This is a genomic window from Burkholderia gladioli (assembly GCF_000959725.1).
Classification (GTDB): domain Bacteria; phylum Pseudomonadota; class Gammaproteobacteria; order Burkholderiales; family Burkholderiaceae; genus Burkholderia; species Burkholderia gladioli.
The window spans coordinates 1,597,263-1,615,936 of record NZ_CP009323.1; the positions used below are offsets into that span (position 1 = coordinate 1,597,263).

At 66.2% G+C, this 18,674-nt stretch carries 16 protein-coding genes; 15 read left to right on the top strand and 1 reads right to left on the bottom strand.

Annotated features, from left to right (window positions below; all coding sequences use genetic code 11):
• From BM43_RS24090 to BM43_RS24150, 13 genes are all read left to right on the top strand, one after another.
• Positions 1-771 (top strand): ParA family protein, encoded by a 771-nt coding sequence (locus BM43_RS24090; RefSeq protein ID WP_013696165.1) that lies wholly within the window; start codon positions 1-3, stop codon positions 769-771.
• 38 nt (positions 772-809) lie between these two features.
• Complete coding sequence (locus BM43_RS24095; protein ID WP_013696166.1) at positions 810-1,697, top strand: ParB/RepB/Spo0J family partition protein; 888 nt, start codon at positions 810-812, stop codon at positions 1,695-1,697.
• Positions 1,698-1,704: 7 nt separating this feature from the next.
• Complete coding sequence (locus BM43_RS24100; RefSeq protein ID WP_036048692.1) at positions 1,705-2,838, top strand: SLC13 family permease; 1,134 nt, start codon at positions 1,705-1,707, stop codon at positions 2,836-2,838.
• Positions 2,839-3,102: 264 nt separating this feature from the next.
• Entirely contained in the window at positions 3,103-3,633 is a 531-nt protein-coding gene (locus tag BM43_RS24105) for an ATP synthase subunit I (protein ID WP_013696168.1), read from the top strand.
• Between the two features lie 161 nt (positions 3,634-3,794).
• Positions 3,795-4,646 (top strand): F0F1 ATP synthase subunit A, encoded by an 852-nt coding sequence (atpB, locus tag BM43_RS24110; protein ID WP_025097717.1) that lies wholly within the window; start codon positions 3,795-3,797, stop codon positions 4,644-4,646.
• 76 nt (positions 4,647-4,722) lie between these two features.
• Entirely contained in the window at positions 4,723-4,992 is a 270-nt protein-coding gene (gene atpE, locus BM43_RS24115; RefSeq protein ID WP_013696170.1) for a F0F1 ATP synthase subunit C, read from the top strand.
• A 126-nt stretch (positions 4,993-5,118) separates the two neighbouring features.
• The gene (locus BM43_RS24120) at positions 5,119-5,589 is read left to right on the top strand and encodes a F0F1 ATP synthase subunit B (protein WP_013696171.1); all 471 of its coding nucleotides are present in this window, start codon (positions 5,119-5,121) and stop codon (positions 5,587-5,589) included.
• Positions 5,590-5,591: 2 nt separating this feature from the next.
• Positions 5,592-6,131, top strand: a complete 540-nt coding sequence (locus BM43_RS24125; RefSeq protein ID WP_017917925.1) for a F0F1 ATP synthase subunit delta — start codon at positions 5,592-5,594, stop codon at positions 6,129-6,131.
• Positions 6,132-6,175: 44 nt separating this feature from the next.
• Positions 6,176-7,717 (top strand): F0F1 ATP synthase subunit alpha, encoded by a 1,542-nt coding sequence (atpA, locus tag BM43_RS24130; protein ID WP_036048690.1) that lies wholly within the window; start codon positions 6,176-6,178, stop codon positions 7,715-7,717.
• A gap of 72 nt (positions 7,718-7,789) precedes the next feature.
• Entirely contained in the window at positions 7,790-8,668 is an 879-nt protein-coding gene (atpG, locus tag BM43_RS24135) for a F0F1 ATP synthase subunit gamma (protein ID WP_013696174.1), read from the top strand.
• A 72-nt stretch (positions 8,669-8,740) separates the two neighbouring features.
• The gene (atpD, locus tag BM43_RS24140; RefSeq protein WP_017917924.1) at positions 8,741-10,135 is read left to right on the top strand and encodes a F0F1 ATP synthase subunit beta; all 1,395 of its coding nucleotides are present in this window, start codon (positions 8,741-8,743) and stop codon (positions 10,133-10,135) included.
• A gap of 159 nt (positions 10,136-10,294) precedes the next feature.
• The gene (locus tag BM43_RS24145; RefSeq protein ID WP_013696176.1) at positions 10,295-10,720 is read left to right on the top strand and encodes a F0F1 ATP synthase subunit epsilon; all 426 of its coding nucleotides are present in this window, start codon (positions 10,295-10,297) and stop codon (positions 10,718-10,720) included.
• A gap of 184 nt (positions 10,721-10,904) precedes the next feature.
• A complete protein-coding gene (locus BM43_RS24150; protein WP_042285785.1) occupies positions 10,905-12,671 on the top strand; it encodes an AMP-binding protein in 1,767 nt (588 codons plus the stop codon).
• Between the two features lie 674 nt (positions 12,672-13,345).
• On the opposite strand, the gene BM43_RS24155 is transcribed toward BM43_RS24150, so the two are convergent.
• Positions 13,346-14,206: a transporter substrate-binding domain-containing protein gene (locus tag BM43_RS24155; RefSeq protein ID WP_036048688.1), complete on the bottom strand. Its 861-nt coding sequence runs from the start codon at positions 14,204-14,206 to the stop codon at positions 13,346-13,348.
• Between the two features lie 183 nt (positions 14,207-14,389).
• Here BM43_RS24155 and hemE point away from each other — a divergent pair, with 183 nt between their 5' ends.
• Together hemE and BM43_RS24165 are read left to right on the top strand one after the other, a co-directional pair.
• Positions 14,390-15,484, top strand: coding sequence for a uroporphyrinogen decarboxylase (hemE, locus tag BM43_RS24160; protein ID WP_036048687.1), 1,095 nt, complete (start codon positions 14,390-14,392; stop codon positions 15,482-15,484).
• Positions 15,485-16,012: 528 nt separating this feature from the next.
• A complete protein-coding gene (locus tag BM43_RS24165; RefSeq protein WP_036048685.1) occupies positions 16,013-18,265 on the top strand; it encodes a primosomal protein N' in 2,253 nt (750 codons plus the stop codon).
• Positions 18,266-18,674: the final 409 nt, after the last annotated feature.

Genomic DNA, 18,674 nt, shown 5'->3' on the forward strand with positions numbered 1-18,674 from the left:
ATGGCAAAAATCTTCTGCGTGGCCAACCAGAAGGGGGGCGTCGGCAAGACGACGACGACAGTCAATCTCGCCGCGAGTCTCGCTGCCCAGCAGCAGCGCGTATTGCTGATCGATCTGGACCCGCAGGGCAATGCCACCATGGGCAGCGGCATCGACAAGGCGGCCTGCGAGTCGACCGTCTACGAGGTGCTGGTCGATGGCGTGAGCATCGAGCAGGCGCGCGTGCGCCCCGAGTCGCTCGACTACGACGTGCTGCCGGCGAATCGCGAACTGGCGGGCGCGGAGATCGAGCTGGTCGGCGTCGAGAATCGCGAGCGCCAGCTGAAGGCCGCGCTCGAGAAGGTCGCCGATCAATACGACTTCGTGCTGATCGACTGCCCGCCTGCGCTGTCGCTGCTGACGCTGAACGGGCTGTGCTCGGCGCACGGCGTGGTGATCCCGATGCAGTGCGAGTACTTCGCGCTGGAAGGGCTGTCCGACCTGGTCAACACCATCAAGCAGATCCACGCGAACCTGAATCGCGACCTGAAGGTGATCGGCTTGCTGCGCGTGATGTTCGATCCGCGCATCACGCTGCAGCAGCAGGTGTCCGACCAGTTGAAGGCGCACTTCGGCGACAAGGTGTTCGATGTCGTGATTCCGCGCAATGTGCGGCTTGCCGAGGCGCCCAGCTACGGGCTGCCGGGCGTGGTGTTCGACCGCGCCTCGCGCGGCGCGCAGGCGTACCTGCAGTTCGGCGCGGAAATGATCGAGCGGGTGAGGGCGCTTTGACGCGTCGTGCCAACGGACCAGCAAACGAGGGAAATGCGATGAATGCGGTAGCGAAGAAGAAAGGTCTGGGACGCGGGCTCGAAGCCCTGCTCGGCGGCAGCGCCGACATCACCGAATCGGTGAAGATCGAGGGCGCGCTGAACACGCTGTCGCTCGACAAGCTGCAGGCCGGCAAGTACCAGCCGCGCACGCGCATGGACGAGGGCGCGCTGCAGGAGCTCGCGGCCAGCATTCGTGCGCAGGGTGTGATGCAGCCGATCCTGGTGCGCCCGATCGGCGCCGAACGCTTCGAGATCATCGCCGGCGAACGCCGCTTCCGGGCCGCCCGCCTGGCCGGGCTCGCCGAGGTGCCGGTGCTGATCAAGGAGGTGACCGACCAGGCCGCCGCCGCGATGGCGCTGATCGAGAACATCCAGCGCGAGGATCTCAACCCGCTCGAGGAGGCGCATGGCATCCAGCGCCTGCTCGACGAATTCAGCTTCACGCACGAGCAGGCCGCCGAGGCGGTGGGGCGCTCGCGCAGCGCCGTGTCGAACCTGCTGCGCCTGCTGAACCTGGCCGCGCCGGTGCAGACCATGCTGCTGGCCGGCGATCTCGACATGGGCCACGCGCGCGCGCTGCTGGCCGTCGATGCGGCCACCCAGATCACGCTGGCTCACCAGGTGGTGAATCGCCGCCTGTCGGTGCGCGAGACCGAGAAGCTGGTCGCGCAGACCACCAAGGAAGCGCCCGCCCTGAAGGCCAAGGCCAAGGACGACGGCGGGCGCGACACGCGGCGCCTCGAGGAGGAGCTGTCCGACATGCTGGCCTCGAACGTGAAGATCAAGCTCGGCCGCCGCGGCCGCGGGCAATTGACGATCGACTTCGGCGATCTCGATGCGCTCGAGGGCATCCTCCTGCGCCTGCGCGGCAATATCGCAGCCTGAGGCGCCGATGAGCGAAGTTCGCGGGTGGCTTGCCCCGCGCCGCTGGTTCGCCTTCGTCGCGAACGAGCCGGTGCTGTCGATCCTCGTCCTTGCCCTGGTGGTGCTGCAGGTCGCGCGGCCGCAACCGGCACTCGCGCTCGCGCGGCTGGTCGACTGGCAGACCGTCGCCACGCTGGCCGGCCTGCTGATGGTGACCAAGGCGCTTGAGTTGTCGGGCTTCCTGATGTGGCTCGCGCATCGCATCGTGCATCACGTGCGCAGCGAGCGCTCGCTGGCGATGCTGCTGATCGTGTTCGCGGCCGTGCTCGCCACCTGGCTCACCAACGACGTTGCCCTGTTCGTGGCGGTGCCGCTGGTGGTGTCCCTGCAACGACTCACGCCCCTGCCATTCAAGCGGCTGGTGATCTGCCTGGCGATCGCCGTCAACGCCGGCTCGATCGCCACGCCGCTCGGCAATCCCCAGAACCTGTTTCTCTGGCAGCGCAGTGGTGCGTCATTTGGTCGCTTCGTGCTCGAACTGGGACCGCTCGCGCTGATCACGATGCTGATGCTGCTCTTGCTGGCAGCTTGCATGTTCCGTTCAAAACCGCTCGATTTTTCGGGCGACACCGAGGCGCACGCGGTGCGCCGGCCGCTCGCGATCACCGCGGCGGTGCTGTTCGCGGGCTTCGTGCTGGCCGCCGACGCGCACTACGCGGTGCCGGGCGTGATCGCGGTGGCGGTGCTGCTGCTGGCGATCCGGCGCGACGCGGTGCTGCGCATCGACTGGCTGCTGCTGCTGATTTTCGTGCTGATGTTCATCGTGCTGCGCAGCGCGGCGGCCTTGCCGGTGGTGCACGACACGGTGGCCGGGCTCGGCCTGGACGCGCCGCTGCGCCTTTATACGGCGGGCGCGGTGCTGTCGCAGGGCATCAGCAACGTGCCGGCGGCGATCCTGCTTTCCGAGTTCGGCGGTGATTGGCGCGCGCTCGCCTTCGGCGTCAGCGTGGGCGGTTTCGGTTTCGCGGTCGGCTCGCTGGCGAACCTGATCGCGGTGCGCCTGGCGAAGACGCCGGGCCTCTGGGGGCCGTTCCATCTGGTGTGCATACCCTTCGGCCTGATCGCCTTCGCGATCGGCGGGCTCTGGTTGCATTTCGCCTAGCTGTCGCGTTCGGTGTTTCGTCTGCCGAAGCGGAACGAAAACAAGCTGTAAGGTGCGCGTGCCGAGCACCTTACAACTGTTGTCTGACGTCGGAAATTGACGCGATTTTCCACGCAACTCGCCGCGATTTCGTGGTGTTTTTGTCGCCTGCAAAACCTTGAATCGCTTGCGGGTATCGCTTACAATCGCTCGGATTTGTTAGCACGGCCAGCCCGAAGGCTTTTTGAAAGCTGAAGGCTTACGGCGATTTAGCGGAAGACGAAGATGGCGGGTCAAGCGCCGGAAGACAGGCACGACGATCATCGCCACGCGCAGCAGGTCGCTGGCGTGCAGCGGCACGGTGTTCCACACGCGGAAGACGATTGGGAAGCCGGGCAGCAGGATAACAATATCGTTCCGCTCACGCGGGCCGAGGCTGAAGCGCTGTTCGGTCCGGACGTGAGCCGGCCATCTCGCGTCACCCCGTTTCGGGTAGTGATCGCGCAGGTGGTCTTGTCCCTGGTTGCAACGCTGGCGTGGTGGCTGTTTTCAAAGTCGCCGGGTGCCGCTGCGCAATCGGCAATGCTGGGCGGAGCGATCGGCTGGGTACCGAGTGCGGTGTTTGCAGCGAGACTGAGGTTCGGCGGTGCGAACACCGTGATGGGCTGGATGTTCGGCGAGGCGCTGAAGCTGGGCGTGACGATTGCGATGTTCACCGCGGTGGCGCTCCGGTTCCCGGACGTGCACTGGGTGCCGCTGCTCGTCACCTATCTCGTCGCACTGAAGACCTACTGGCTCGCACTCGCCTGGCGGTAAAGCATCTTGCGGCAAATCGATGTCGGATTTCGACGCATACGCGGCGCAGCGTGTGCAAGTATCGCAGTTCGACTCGAGGTTGCGCTCTCGTGTTCCCGCAATAATTTCTTGCGGTAATACGTAAAACAACGATTTTCGACAATTGGGTGGCATTAACGACTATGGCAGCTAGCGAAGGCACGCACGCTCTGGATCCGTCCGAGTACATTGCGCACCACTTGCAGAACTTCACCTCCTCGCATCAGACGTCGATCGTCGACTTCCATGTGTGGAATCTCGATACGCTGTTCTGGTCGATCGTCTGTGGTCTCGTGACCATCCTGGTGCTGCGCCTTGCTGCTCGCAAGGCCACGCCGGGCGTGCCGGGCCGCTTCCAGTGCCTGATCGAGATGATCGTCGAGATGGTCGAGGATCAATCGAAGGCGGTGGTGCACGGCAACCGCACCTTCATCGCGCCGCTGGCCCTGACGGTGTTCGTCTGGGTGCTGCTGATGAACTCCCTCGACTTCCTCCCCGTCGACCTCCCGGGCCGCGTGATCGGCGCGCTGGGCCTGGCCGGCGTGATCCCCAATCACCGCATCGTCCCCACCGCCGACTTGAACGGCACGCTCGGCATCGCGCTCGGCGTGTTCATCCTGATGCTCTACTACAGCATCAAGATCAAGGGCGTCGGCGGCTTCGCGCACGAGCTGGTCTCGGCACCGTTCGGCGCGCACCCGCTGCTGTGGATCCCGAACCTTGCGTTGAACATCGTCGAATACGTCGCCAAGACCGTTTCGCTCGGCATGCGGCTGTTCGGCAACATGTACGCGGGTGAGCTGGTGTTCCTGCTGATCGCTCTGCTGGGCAGCATGTGGAGCTTCGGCGGCGACGCGACGGTTCTCGGCTTCGTCGGTCACGTGATCGCGGGCAGCGTCTGGGCAATCTTCCACATCCTGATTGTTCTGTTGCAGGCATTCATCTTCATGATGCTGACGCTGGTGTATCTCGGCCAGGCGCACGAATCGCACTGAGCGGGCGTCCGGTAGAAGAGTCTTCGTTTTTCGTTTTTAAATCTCTAGTTCCAAGTCTTTTCACATAGGAGTGATCATGCAAGCTTTCATCGCCAACATCCAGGGTCTGACCGCTATCGGTATCGGCATCATCATCGGCCTGGGTGCCGTCGGCGCCTGTATCGGTATCGGCCTGATGGGTGGCAAGTACATCGAAGCCTGCGCACGTCAGCCCGAGCTGATCAACCCGCTGCAAACCAAGATGTTCCTGCTGGCTGGCCTGATCGACGCGGCATTCCTGATCGGTGTTGGCGTGGCGATGCTGTTCGCGTTCGCGAACCCGCTCCTGTCGAAGCTCGCAGGCTAAGGTTCCCCGGAAATATTGCGCCCGCATGGCGGGCGCAGGGCGGAACGGAGACCGGGCGCTGATCGGATGCAACTCGATGAGCGCCTTACCGTTTCTTTTTCCCGGATAGCAGACTAAGGAAACACCGTGAATCTCAACGCAACCCTGTTTGCGCAAATGGTCGTGTTCCTGATCCTCGCGTGGTTCACGATGAAGTTCGTGTGGCCGCCGCTGATCAACGCACTCGACGAACGCGCGAAGAAGATTGCCGACGGTCTCGCCGCAGCGGAAAAGGGCAAGGCGGAACTCGCAGCGGCGCACAAGGCCGCTGACCAGGAGCTCGCGCAAGCCCGTACCGACGGACAGCAACGCATCGCCGACGCCGAAAAGCGCGCGATCGCCGTCGCGGACGAAATCAAGGCGAACGCGCAGGCCGAAGCGGCCCGCATCGTCGCCCAGGCGAAGGCCGACGCCGAACAGCAAATCGTGAAGGCCCGTGAACTGCTGCGCGCGGATGTCGCGACGCTGGCCGTCAAGGGCGCCGAACAGATCCTGAAGCGCGAAGTCGACCAGGCGGCCCACGCCGAACTGCTGAATCAACTGAAAGCCGAGCTCTGATCATGGCCGAATTTGCAACCATCGCCCGCCCTTACGCAGAAGCGCTGTTTCGCGTGGCCGAGGCTGGTGACGTCGCCGCCTGGTCCACCCTCGTCAAGGAGCTGGCCCAGGTTGCGCAACTGCCCGAAGTCCAGTCCGTCGCGTCCAACCCGAAGGTCGGGCGCGAACAGGTCGTCGAACTGCTGATCGCCGCGGTGAAGTCGCCGCTGGCGAGCGGCACGGAAGCGAAGAACTTCGTGCGGATGCTGGTCGACAATCACCGCACCGTGCTGCTGCCGGAGATCGCCGTGCAATTCGAGGCGCTGAAGAATGCGCGCGAAGGCGCCGCCGACGTGCAGATCGTCAGCGCGTTTCCGCTCGAAGGCGCGCCTCTCGCCGAGCTGCTCGCGAGCCTCGAACGGAAATTCGCACGCAAGCTGAAGCCGACGGTCGAGGTCGACCCGTCGTTGATCGGCGGCGTGCGCGTGACGGTCGGCGACGAAGTGCTCGACACCTCGGTGCGCGCGCGGCTGGTCAGCATGCAAAGCGCACTGACCGCCTGAGCGCCGCAGCCGGCACGCAACAGAATTGAACATCAGGAGCGAATATGCAACTCAATCCCTCTGAGATCAGCGAGCTGATCAAGAGCCGGATCCAGGGCCTTGAAGCGAGCGCGGACGTTCGCAACCAGGGCACCGTGATCTCCGTGACGGACGGCATCGTGCGCATCCACGGCCTGTCGGACGTGATGCAGGGCGAAATGCTCGAATTCCCGGGCAACACCTTCGGCCTCGCGCTGAACCTCGAGCGCGACTCGGTCGGCGCGGTGATCCTGGGCGACTACGGCCACATCTCCGAAGGCAACATCGTCAAGACGACGGGTCGCATTCTGGAAGTGCCGGTCGGTCCCGAACTGATCGGCCGCGTGGTCGATGCGCTCGGCAACCCGATCGACGGCAAGGGCCCCGTCAACGCCAAGGCCACCGACGCGATCGAGAAGATCGCTCCGGGCGTGATCTGGCGTCATGGCGTGTCGCAGCCGGTGCAGACCGGCGTGAAGTCGATCGACGCGATGGTGCCGATCGGCCGCGGCCAGCGCGAGCTGATCATCGGCGACCGCCAGACTGGCAAGACCGCCGTGGCGCTCGACACGATCATCAACCAGAAGGGCAAGGACCTCGTCTGTATCTACGTCGCGATCGGCCAGAAGGCTTCGTCGATCATGAACGTGGTGCGCAAGCTCGAGGAAACCGGCGCGATGGAATACACCATCGTGGTGTCGGCCTCGGCTTCGGATTCGGCCGCGATGCAGTACCTCGCGCCGTACGCCGGCTGCACGATGGGCGAATACTTCCGCGATCGCGGTCAAGACGCCCTGATCATCTATGACGATCTGACCAAGCAAGCCTGGGCTTATCGCCAGATCTCGCTGCTGCTGCGCCGCCCGCCGGGCCGCGAAGCCTATCCCGGCGACGTGTTCTATCTCCACTCGCGTCTGCTCGAGCGCGCCGCGCGCGTCTCGGAAGAGTACGTCGAGAAGTTCACGAACGGCGAAGTGAAGGGCAAGACCGGTTCGCTGACGGCCCTGCCGATCATCGAAACGCAGGCAGGCGACGTCACGGCCTTCGTGCCGACCAACGTGATCTCGATCACGGACGGCCAGATCTTCCTGGAAACCGACCTGTTCAACGCGGGCATCCGTCCGGCAATCAACGCCGGCGTGTCGGTGTCGCGAGTCGGTGGCGCCGCGCAGACCAACGTCGTGAAGAAGCTCTCGGGCGGTATCCGTACCGACCTGGCGCAGTACCGCGAGCTGGCTGCCTTCGCGCAGTTCGCCTCGGACCTGGATGCCGCCACGCGCAAGCAGCTCGAGCGCGGCCGCCGCGTCACGGAACTGCTCAAGCAGCCGCAGTACCAGCCGCTGCAGGTCTGGGAACTGGCCGTCGCGCTGTTCTCGGCGAACAACGGCTACCTCGACGACGTCGAGGTGAAGGACGTGCTCGCCTTCGAGAAGGGCCTGCGCGAGTACCTGAAGACCAGCCACGCCGACCTGATCAAGCGTATCGAAGACACCAAGGCTTTGTCGAAGGAAGACGACGGCGCGCTGCACGAAGCGCTGAAGTCCTTCAAGAAGTCGGGCGCCTATTGATCCGCGAGGGATACCTCGAGGCGATGCCAGGCGCGTGAGCGCTGAGGCATCGCTTCGGTCAAGGAGCAAGCAATGGCTGGAATGAAGGAAATCCGCGGCAAGATCAAGAGCGTGCAGAACACGCGCAAGATCACCAAGGCGATGGAAATGGTCGCGGCATCGAAGATGCGCCGCGCGCAGGAACGCATGCGCGCTGCCCGTCCCTATGCCGACAAGGTCCGCGCGATCGCCGCGCATATGAGCCGCGCGAACCCGGAATACCGCCACCCGTTCATGGTGGCGAACGAGGAATCGAAGACGGCTGGCCTGATCCTCGTCACGACCGACAAGGGTCTGTGCGGCGGCCTGAACACCAACGTGCTGCGCACGACGGTGAGCAAGCTGAAGGAGCTCGAGAAGCAGGGCCAGAAGTTCGAGGCCACCGCGATCGGCAACAAGGGCCTCGGCTTCCTGAACCGCGTCGGCGGCAAGGTGGTCTCGCAGGTCGTCCAGCTCGGCGATACGCCGCACCTGGACAAGCTGATCGGCGCCGTGAAGGTGCAGCTCGACGCGTACTCGGAAGGCAAGCTGTCGGCCGTCTATATCGCCTACACGCGCTTCATCAACACGATGAAGCAGGAAGCGGTGATCGAGCAGCTGCTGCCGCTGTCGGCCGAGCACTTCGAGAACGGCGCGGACGGTACGCCCAAGACCTCGTGGGACTACATCTACGAACCGGATGCGCAGGCGGTGGTCGACGAGCTGCTGGTGCGCTACGTCGAGGCGCTGGTTTACCAGGCAGTGGCGGAAAACATGGCGTCCGAGCAATCGGCGCGAATGGTCGCGATGAAGGCTGCGTCCGACAATGCGAAGACCGTGATCAGCGAGCTTCAGCTGTCGTACAACAAGAGCCGGCAGGCCGCGATCACGAAGGAGCTGTCGGAGATCGTCGGCGGTGCCGCCGCGGTGTAAGCGGCTCAGCGACCGTTGCCTCGAAACTGCGCCCTTGCGCGAGTAAAGAATCAGGTATTGAAAGGAAAAGCGATGAGTACTACTGCTTTGGTAGAAGGCAAGATCGTACAGTGCATCGGCGCCGTTATCGACGTGGAATTCCCGCGCGACAGCATGCCGAAGATCTACGACGCGCTCACTCTGGATGGCTCGGAACTGACGCTCGAAGTCCAGCAGCAGCTGGGTGACGGCATCGTCCGCACCATCTGTCTGGGTGCCTCCGACGGCCTGCGCCGCGGCGTGGCGGTGAAGAACACCGGCAAGCCGATCTCGGTGCCGGTCGGCAAGCCGACCCTCGGCCGCATCATGGACGTGCTGGGTCGTCCGATCGACGAGGCCGGCCCGATCGAGAGCGAGCATCAGCGCTCGATCCACCAGAAGGCACCGGCGTTCGACGAACTGTCGCCGTCGACCGAACTGCTCGAAACCGGCATCAAGGTGATCGACCTGGTCTGCCCGTTCGCCAAGGGCGGCAAGGTCGGCCTGTTCGGCGGCGCCGGCGTGGGCAAGACCGTCAACATGATGGAGCTCATCAACAACATCGCGAAGGAACACGGCGGTTACTCCGTGTTCGCGGGCGTGGGCGAGCGTACCCGTGAAGGGAACGACTTCTACCACGAGATGAAGGACTCCAACGTGCTGGACAAGGTCGCGCTGGTCTACGGCCAGATGAACGAGCCGCCGGGCAACCGTCTGCGCGTGGCGCTGACCGGCCTGACGATGGCCGAGCACTTCCGTGACGAAGGCCTCGACGTGCTGTTCTTCGTCGACAACATCTACCGTTTCACGCTGGCCGGTACCGAAGTGTCGGCACTGCTGGGCCGGATGCCGTCGGCGGTGGGTTACCAGCCGACGCTGGCCGAGGAAATGGGCAAGCTGCAGGAACGCATCACGTCGACCAAGACCGGCTCGATCACGTCCGTGCAGGCCGTGTACGTTCCGGCGGATGACTTGACCGATCCGTCGCCGGCCACCACCTTCGGCCACCTGGACGCCACCGTCGTGCTGTCGCGTGACATCGCCTCGCTGGGTATCTACCCGGCCGTCGATCCGCTCGACTCGACCTCGCGCCAGATCGACCCGAACGTGATCGGCGAAGAGCACTACACGATCACGCGCGGCGTGCAGCAGACGCTGCAGCGCTACAAGGAACTGCGCGACATCATCGCGATCCTGGGCATGGACGAACTGTCGCCGGAAGACAAGCAGACGGTCGCCCGCGCACGGAAGATCCAGCGCTTCCTGTCGCAGCCGTTCCACGTCGCGGAAGTGTTCACGGGCGCGCCGGGCAAGTACGTGCCGCTGAAGGAAACGATCCGTGGCTTCAAGATGATCGTCGAAGGCGAGTGCGACCACCTGCCGGAACAGGCGTTCTACATGGTCGGCACGATCGACGAAGCCTTCGAGAAGGCCAAGAAGATCCAGTAAGGTCAGGGTGAGTGGCAGGCGCGTGCCGCCTGCGCCGGCGCTTCGGTCGATTTCGGCTGGAGCGCTTGCGCGAGGCGCGCTGCCTGCAACACGCTCGACCTGCCGTGCATGGGACGGGCAGCGGCGCGCCAGCGCCGGGGTCCGTCGACAGGAGTCCATATGGCAACCATCAAAGTAGACGTCGTCAGCGCGGAAGAGGAAATCTTCTCGGGCCAGGCGAAGTTCGTCGCGCTGCCGGGCGAATCGGGTGAGCTGGGCATTCTGCCCGGCCACACGCCGCTCATCACCCGGATTCGTCCGGGCGCGGTGCGCATCGAATCGGAAGGCGGTCAGGACGAATTCGTGTTCGTCGCCGGCGGCATTCTCGAAGTGCAACCGGGCGCCGTGACCGTGCTCGCCGACACCGCGATTCGCGGCCGGGATCTCGACGCCGCGAAGGCCGAGGAAGCGAAGCGTCGTGCCGAGGAAACGCTGCAGAACGCGAAGTCGGATATCGACCTCGCGAAGGCGCAGTCGGAACTCGCCACGGCGATGGCGCAGCTCGAGGCGATCCAGCGTCTTGCCAAGATCCGCAGCAAGAACTGAAGCGTCGGTGCCTCGTGCACCGGCAGGAAGAAGCAGCCTCCGGGCTGCTTTTTTTTCGTCCGGGTTTTCGCCCCGCCGTTGCTGCTGCCGCTGCCGCGAGACGCGGGCCGCGCTAACCCCGATGTCAGCCGATTGTCAGCCGGTGCAGAATGAGCCGGCTCACCGCACCTACTCGGAGATGGCAATGACGACGACGGCAAACCAGGCTTCGAATCCGGGCGACCAGGCTGGCCGGGGCGGCCGCCCCGCGGGAATCGCGCCGCACGACTGCCTTTCCTACGTGCGAGGCACGACCGACGTGCCGCTCAGCCACGACACCATCGGCCATTTCCTGGCCGCCGCCATCGCGCGTTTCCCCGATCGGCCGGCCGTGGTATTCCGCGAGCAGGACGTACGCTGGAGCTGGCGCGAGTTCGGCGACGAGGTCGATGCGCTGGCCGCGGCGTTGATCGAGCTCGGCATCGCGCCGGGCGAGCGCGTCGGCATCTGGGCGCCGAATCGCGTCGAGTGGCTGCTCACGCAGTTCGCGACCGCGCGGATCGGCGCGATCCTGGTCAACATCAACCCCGCCTACCGGCTCGCCGAGCTCGAATACGCGCTGAACCTGGTCGGCTGCAAGATGCTGGTGGCGGCCGATTCGTTCAAGAGCTCGCAGTACACCCAGATGCTGCGCACGCTCGCGCCCGAGCTCCACGATTGCGCGCCGGGCGCCCTGCATGCGGCGCGCCTGCCCGCGCTGCGCGCGGTGGTGTCGATGAGCGAGGCGCCGCCGGCCGGCATGCTGCGCTTCGACGACGTGCTCGCGCACGGGCGCACGCTGCGCGAGCACGCGGGCCTCGACGTGCTCGGCGCGGGCCTGGCCGACACCGATCCCATCAATATCCAGTTCACCAGCGGCACCACCGGCAGCCCGAAGGGCGCGACTCTCACGCATCGCAACGTGGTCAACAACGCACGCGCGATCGCGCGGGTGATGCGGCTCACCGAACAGGACGCGCTGTGCATTCCAGTGCCGCTCTATCACTGCTTCGGCATGGTGCTGTCGGTGCTGGCCAGCGTGTCGGTCGGCGCGAAGATGGTGTTTCCCGGCGCCGCCTTCGATCCGCTCGCCACCCTGGCCGCCGTCGAGGCCGAACGCTGCACGGCGCTGCAGGGTGTGCCGACCATGTTCATCGCCGAGCTCGACCACCCCGAATTCAAGCGCTTCGACCTCGGCACGCTGCGCACCGGCATCATGGCCGGCTCGCCCTGCCCGATCGAGACCATGAAGCGCGTGGTGGCCGAGATGCACATGGCCGAGGTCACCATCGCCTACGGCATGACCGAAACCAGCCCCGTCTCGTTCCAGAGCACCACCGACGACACGCTGGAGAAGCGCACCACCACGGTCGGCCGGATCCAGCCGCACCTGGAGGCGAAGATCGTCGACGCCGAGGGCGCGATCGTGCCGGTCGGCGCCACCGGCGAACTCTGCACGCGCGGCTACGCGGTGATGGCGGGCTACTGGGGCGACGAGGCGCTCACGCGGCGCGCGATCGTCGACGGCTGGATGCACACGGGCGACCTGGCCACCTTCGACGAGGAAGGCTTCTGCAACATCGTTGGACGCCTCAAGGACATGCTGATCCGCGGCGGCGAGAACATCTATCCGCGCGAGATCGAGGAATTCCTGTTTCGTCACCCGAAGATCCAGAGCGCTCAGGTGTTCGGCGTGCCCGATCCGAAGTACGGCGAGGAAGTGTGCGCGTGGATCGTGCTGCGCGCCGGCGAGGCGATGGACGAGGAGGAGTTGCGCGACTTTTGCCGCGGGCAGATCGCCCACTATAAGGTGCCGCGCTACGTGCGATTCGTGGAGGCGTTGCCGATGACGGTGACCGGCAAGGTGCAGAAGTTCGTGATGCGCGACGCGATGATCGACGAACTGCGGCTGACGGAGCAGAAAACGGCCTGACGCGGGAGCGTTTGCGTTTTCTATGGACGAAAAAAAGCGGGCTTATTAGCCCGCTAAAAACCACACGCTACGGGGTTAGCGCGAGGAGACCAAAGGTGGAAGCAATCGGCTTAGGCCGATCACGATTCCAACAAGGATGCCCCTGGGAAGGGATTCGGTACGAGACCGACGGACTATTCAGCGTGCTTCGTATCCGCTCACACAAGGCACAAGAAAGACCGCATCCGTGTTGAAACCGTGAGAGCCATTGTGGGCGAATTGATCGGGGCTGGCGGTAACAAAGTGTATCAGGTTGTAACGCCCGCCAGATAAGGCTCTCCGGGATTTTTTACTTTCTGTCGGAGTTTAAGGCGGGGTCTTTTTACCGTATTTTCCGGTCATCATTTTGTGTGTTTTTTTGTGTTTTCGCCAAACGCCAGAATAAGGTCGACAAGCCGGCAAAACTGGTATTTCCTGCATTCGGATAATCCCCGATTTCCCGGACGAATATCCTCGCGATGGTGCATCAATCCGGCTACAGCCGACTTCCTGCCGTCTTGCGGGCCTGTTCGCTGCCCCGCCGGGCCCGGCAGCGGCACCGATGGCCGGGTGGACTACCCGGCCCGGTAAGCCTTGCCGCCCCCGGGTGTAACCGGCGCGCCGCGTCGTAAGACACCGAAACGCCGGCCGCGCCCCTATTTGAGCCATTTGTCCGTCACGGCCTGGAATTCGCCGGTCTCGCGGGCCAGGTGCAGCCACTGGTCGACGTATTGCTGGAACACCACGTCGCCGCGCGGAACCATGTAGGCCTTCTCGCCGAACTGGAACGGCTGCTCGGGGTGGACCGAGCAGAGCCCGGGATTGAGCTTCTGCTGCCAGAGCGTTTCCGAGGCATCGGTGACCATCACGTCGGCGCGGCCGTCGAGGATCTCCCGGAAGATCGTCACGTTGTCGGGATGCACGCTCAGTTGCGCGTGGCCCAGGTACTGCCTGGCGAAACGCTCGTTGGTGCCGCCCGGGTTGACGATCACGCGCGTGGCCGGCTGGTCGATCTGGGCGACGCTCTGGTAGCGCCCCACGTCGGCGCAGCGCACGATCGGCGTCTTGCCGTCCCGCATGGTCGGGCGCGTGAAAAAGGCGCGCTGTTGGCGATCGAGCGTGGTGGAGATGCCGCCGACGGCGATATCGCAGCGCGCCACGAAATCGTCGGTGAGCGCGCGCCAACTGGTCTTCACGTACTCGGTGCGCACCTTCAGCGAACGCGCCAGCGATTCGGCCAGGTCGATGTCGATGCCCTCGAAGCGCCCGTCGGGCCGGTAATACGAATAAGGGCGGTAGTCGCCGGTGGTGCACACGCGCAGCACGCCGCGCGCGAGCACTTCGTCGAGCCGCGAGGCGGCGGCGGGCGCCGCGCCGGCCGCGTTGGCGATCGGCTCGGCGCCGGGCGCGGCGGGGCTGGCCGCGAAGGCCGTCGCGCCCGCGCAGGCGATGCCAAAGCCAAGGCAGGACGCGACTGCGCGTGCACGGGAGCGCGCCGGAATGAGGGCCGGGATCATCGATGTCTCCAAACGGGGTTTTCTGGTGGCGAGTGCTGGAATGCGGCGCCGGCTTCGGGGCACGGGCGGCGCGCATCGGTCCCCGATGATAGCGGCGCGCGCCGGTCCCGCGAAGCCGTCGCGCGGCCGGCGGCGGGCGGCTCCGGTAGAATGCGCGTTTGCACCCGCTTCGTCGCTCATACCGTGGCTCATAACCTGCTCAACGACACCTTCCTGCGCGCGCTGCGTCGCGAGCCGACCGACTACACGCCGATCTGGCTGATGCGCCAGGCAGGCCGTTACCTGCCCGAGTACAACGCCACGCGTGCGCGCGCCGGCAGTTTCCTGGGCCTGGCCAAGAATCCCGACTACGCGACCGAGGTGACGCTGCAGCCGCTCGAGCGCTACCCGCTCGATGCCGCGATCCTGTTCTCCGACATCCTGACGATTCCCGACGCGATGGGCCTGGGCCTCGAGTTCCAGGCCGGCGAGGGTCCGAAGTTCTCCAGCCCGGTGCGCACCGAGGCCGACGTGGCGCGGCTGGCCGTGCCCGACATCGGCGCGACGCTGGGCTACGTGACCGACGCGGTGCGCGAGATCCGCCGCGCGCTGACCGACGCGCAGGGGCGCCAGCGGGTGCCGCTGATCGGCTTCTCGGGCAGCCCCTGGACGCTCGCCTGCTACATGGTCGAGGGCGGCGGCTCGGACGATTTCCGCACCGTGAAGTCGATGGCGTATGCGCGGCCGGACCTGATGCAGCGCGTCCTCGACGTCAACGTGGATGCGGTGGCGGCCTACCTGAACGCGCAGATCGAAGCCGGCGCGCAGGCCGTGATGATCTTCGACACCTGGGGCGGCACGCTGGCCGACGGCGCCTACCAGCGCCTCTCGCTGGACCCGATCCGTCGCGTGGTGGCCAAGCTCAAGCGCCAGCACGACGGTGAGCAGGTGCCGGTGATCACCTTCACCAAGGGCGGCGGGCTGTGGCTCGAGGAGATCGCCGCCAGCGGCGTCGACGCGGTGGGCCTGGACTGGACCGTCAACCTCGGCCGCGCGCGCGAGCGCGTGAACGGCGCGGTGGCCCTGCAAGGCAACCTCGACCCGAACATCCTGTTCGCGCCGCCGGCGACGATCCGCATGGAAGCGCGCGCGGTGCTCGACAGCTACGGCAACCATCCCGGCCACGTGTTCAATCTCGGCCACGGCATCTCGCAGTTCACGCCGCCGGAAAGTGTCGCCGAGCTGGTCGACGAGGTGCATCGCCATAGCCGCACGCTGCGCGCGGGTTCGCTGGGCTGAGGAAGTCGCGCGGGCGGCGCGTTGGCGCGGCTTTCCATCGGCTCGCGCGGGCTACCTGGCGCGGGCAGGACAAGGCCTGATCGGCGCGTCGAATCGAAGCCGGGATGCTGCGTCGCAGCGATTCCGGTTTGCGCCGGCCGGGCGAATCGGGGCGCAAGCGCCCGTCGATCGGCACTTCCCGGCTTGTCAAGACTTGACTTATACACATTTTGCACGTTGCGGCGCGGTAGAGCGCCGCGTCGACAAAACGTCCACGCTATTGCGCCGGAAATCGGATAGCAGCCTTGCTGGATAAGGCTCGGCGACAAGGACTCCGATGTATCAAAAAGCAGTGATCGGCACGCGGGGAAGCCATTCTGGGACAGTCAAGCACGAGTTCTCAACAAAGTTATCCACAGGAAGGATCGGCTTCCACTGATTCTTAATGAGAATCCGAAACTTAGCGCCGAAAGTGATGTTTTACTTTAACTTCGCGTCGCCGGCCGTGCGCCGGCCGTCGATCGCGCCTGCCGGCGCGCCGGGCGGCCGATGAGCGAAGCCCTCTACGTGCGCGTCGCGCTCGATCATCCTTTAGCGACGCTATTCGATTACCGCTATCGCGGCGCGCTGCCGCCGCGCGTCGGCATGCTGGTGCAGGTGCCGTTCGGCAAGCGGCTGGTGGTGGGGCTTATCTGCGAAGTCGCCACTCACACCGAGGTGCCTGAGAATCGCCTGCGCGAGGTCGCCGCGATCTGCGCCGAGCTGCCGCCGCTGGCCGGCGACTGGCTCGACCTGGTCGATTTCGCGGCCGATTACTACCAGCGCGGCCGCGGCGAGGTTGCCCTGCCGGCACTGCCGCAGGCGCTGCGCGACGCCGAGCGCTGGGGCCGCCTGCTGGCGCCCGAGATCCGCTACCAGCTCTCGCCCGCCGGCCGCGAGGCCCTGCCCGATGCGCTGCCCGCGCGCGCCGCGGCACTGCGCCGGCTCGCGCAGGCGCTGCTCGACAACCCCTCCCTCCCCCTGCCCGAACTGCGCGCGCTGCATCCCAAGGCGCAAGCGACGCTCGACGCCTGGTGCGAGGCGGGCTGGGCCGCCTGCATCGAGATCGCCGCGGCCGACGTCGGTGGACAAGCGGTGGATAACTCGATCGTCGCGCCTGTGCCGCCGGCTCTCACCGCCGAGCAGGCCGACGCGCTGGAGGCGATCGAGGCCGCGCGCGGCTTCGCGCCCTTCCTGCTGCACGGCGTGACGGGCAGCGGCAAGACCGAGGTCTACCTGCGCGCGCTGGCGGCGCTGCTGTCCACGCGACCCGAGGCGCAGGCGCTGGTGCTGGTGCCCGAGATCAACCTGACGCCGCAGTTCGAGGCCGCGTTCCGCGCGCGCTTCGCCGCGGTGCTGCCGCCCGGCGCGATCGTCACGCTGCACAGCGGGCTTGCCGAGGGCGAGCGCGCGCGACACTGGCTCGCCGCGCATACCGGCCGCGCGCGCATCGTGCTCGGCACGCGCCTGGCGGTGCTGGCCTCGCTGCCGTCGCTGGCGATGATCGTGGTCGACGAGGAGCACGAGCCCGCCTACAAGCAGCAGGAAGGCCTGCGCTACTCGGCGCGCGACCTCGCGGTATGGCGCGCCAAGCGGCTCGAGATCCCGGTGGTGCTGGGCTCGGCCACGCCCTCGCTGGAAAGCTGGTGGCAGGCCGAGCAGGGCCGCTACACGCGGCTCACGCTGTCGCGCCGCGCGGTGGCCGACGCGGTGCTGCCCACCGTCGGGCTGGTCGACCTGGAGGAGGAGCGGCGGCGCGGCCGGGCCTCGATCGGCGGCTTGTCGGGGCCGCTGGTGGCCGCGCTCAAGGGCCGGCTCGAACGCGGCGAGCAGAGCCTGATCTTCCTGAATCGGCGCGGCTACGCGCCGGCGCTGGCCTGCGACGCCTGCGGCTGGGTGGCCGGCTGCCCGCGCTGCAGCGCCTACGTGGTGCTGCACAAGCCCGAGCGCGCGCTGCGCTGCCACCATTGCGGCTGGGAATCGCGGATCCCGCACAACTGCCCCGAGTGCGGCAATGTCGATATCGCGCCGCTCGGGCGCGGCACGCAGCGCGTCGAGGAGACGCTCGCCGAGGCGGTGCCGGGCGCGCGGATCCTGCGCATCGACGCCGACAGCACGCGCCGCAAGGGCAGCGCCGAGGCGCTGTTCTCCGACGTCCATGCCGGCGAGGTCGATATCCTGGTGGGCACCCAGATGATCGCCAAGGGGCACGACTTCCGGCGCGTCTCGCTGGTCGGCGTGCTCAATGCCGACACCGCCCTGTTCTCGCACGACTTCCGCGCCACCGAGCGCCTGTTCGCGCAGCTGATGCAGGTCAGCGGCCGCGCGGGCCGCGCCGGGCTGCCCGGCGACGTGCTGATCCAGACGCGTTATCCGCGCCACGCGCTCTATCACGCGCTGGCGCGGCACGATTACGTCGGCTTTGCCGGCTCGACGCTGGCCGAGCGCCGCGACGCGCATCTGCCGCCCTTCGTCTACCAGGCCCTGCTGCGCGCCGAGGGGCGCACCCTGGAAGCCGCGCTGGCCTTCCTGCAGGCGGGCGCGGCCGAGCTGGCGGCGCTGCCCGGCGCCGAGCGCGTGACCGTCTACGACGCCGTGCCGATGACGATCGTGAAGGTGCTCCATGTGCACCGCGCGCAACTGCTGGTGGAAAGCGCCTCGCGCGCGGTGTTGCAACACGTGCTGGCGGCGTGGCAACCGCGGCTGCGCGAACTGAAGGGCGTGTTGCGCTGGAGCGTCGAGGTGGACCCGCTCGACATCTGAGCGGCGCGCCGCTACGGCTTCCCGAGCCAGTTCGCGCGACAGGAGCGCATGCATCGAAGTGGTGCAACCAGCGGGCTTTTCGGACGTTTCCGGGTCGCGCCGGGTGCCTTCGATGCTGCCATGGGCCCACATTTCGCCTGCTTCGCGATACGCCGGAATCAAACAGGAACCCACGACAGGCAAGGCGCGAGATCGATCACCGCGTAGCGAGCACTCGCCTCGCCGCCGTGCGCGGTACTCCCCGAAACGCCGATTCCCCATTCCGGTGCGCCGAAAAACCCGCGCCGGGCGCTCACCCGTCCTAAGGGAAAATACCGATCACCCTAGTGCTTGGCGTGGGTCGGTTGCGATGCTCTAATGCATTGATTCCAAAGTATTTTGCAAAGGTGCAACCGAACTCGCGATTCGG

Bases quoted from the DNA above. Each gene is read 5' to 3' on its own strand.
- BM43_RS24165 (WP_036048685.1), top strand. From the start codon at position 16,013: ATGAGCGAAGCCCTCTACGTGCGCGTCGCGCTCGATCATCCTTTAGCG.
- BM43_RS24100 (WP_036048692.1), top strand. From the start codon at position 1,705: ATGAGCGAAGTTCGCGGGTGGCTTGCCCCGCGCCGCTGGTTCGCCTTC.
- BM43_RS24105 (WP_013696168.1), top strand. From the start codon at position 3,103: ATGGCGGGTCAAGCGCCGGAAGACAGGCACGACGATCATCGCCACGCG.
- atpD (WP_017917924.1), top strand. From the start codon at position 8,741: ATGAGTACTACTGCTTTGGTAGAAGGCAAGATCGTACAGTGCATCGGC.
- atpE (WP_013696170.1), top strand. From the start codon at position 4,723: ATGCAAGCTTTCATCGCCAACATCCAGGGTCTGACCGCTATCGGTATC.
- BM43_RS24150 (WP_042285785.1), top strand. From the start codon at position 10,905: ATGACGACGACGGCAAACCAGGCTTCGAATCCGGGCGACCAGGCTGGC.
- atpB (WP_025097717.1), top strand. From the start codon at position 3,795: ATGGCAGCTAGCGAAGGCACGCACGCTCTGGATCCGTCCGAGTACATT.
- BM43_RS24145 (WP_013696176.1), top strand. From the start codon at position 10,295: ATGGCAACCATCAAAGTAGACGTCGTCAGCGCGGAAGAGGAAATCTTC.
- BM43_RS24095 (WP_013696166.1), top strand. From the start codon at position 810: ATGAATGCGGTAGCGAAGAAGAAAGGTCTGGGACGCGGGCTCGAAGCC.
- atpG (WP_013696174.1), top strand. From the start codon at position 7,790: ATGGCTGGAATGAAGGAAATCCGCGGCAAGATCAAGAGCGTGCAGAAC.
- BM43_RS24125 (WP_017917925.1), top strand. From the start codon at position 5,592: ATGGCCGAATTTGCAACCATCGCCCGCCCTTACGCAGAAGCGCTGTTT.
- BM43_RS24155 (WP_036048688.1), bottom strand. From the start codon at position 14,206: ATGATCCCGGCCCTCATTCCGGCGCGCTCCCGTGCACGCGCAGTCGCG.
- BM43_RS24090 (WP_013696165.1), top strand. From the start codon at position 1: ATGGCAAAAATCTTCTGCGTGGCCAACCAGAAGGGGGGCGTCGGCAAG.
- atpA (WP_036048690.1), top strand. From the start codon at position 6,176: ATGCAACTCAATCCCTCTGAGATCAGCGAGCTGATCAAGAGCCGGATC.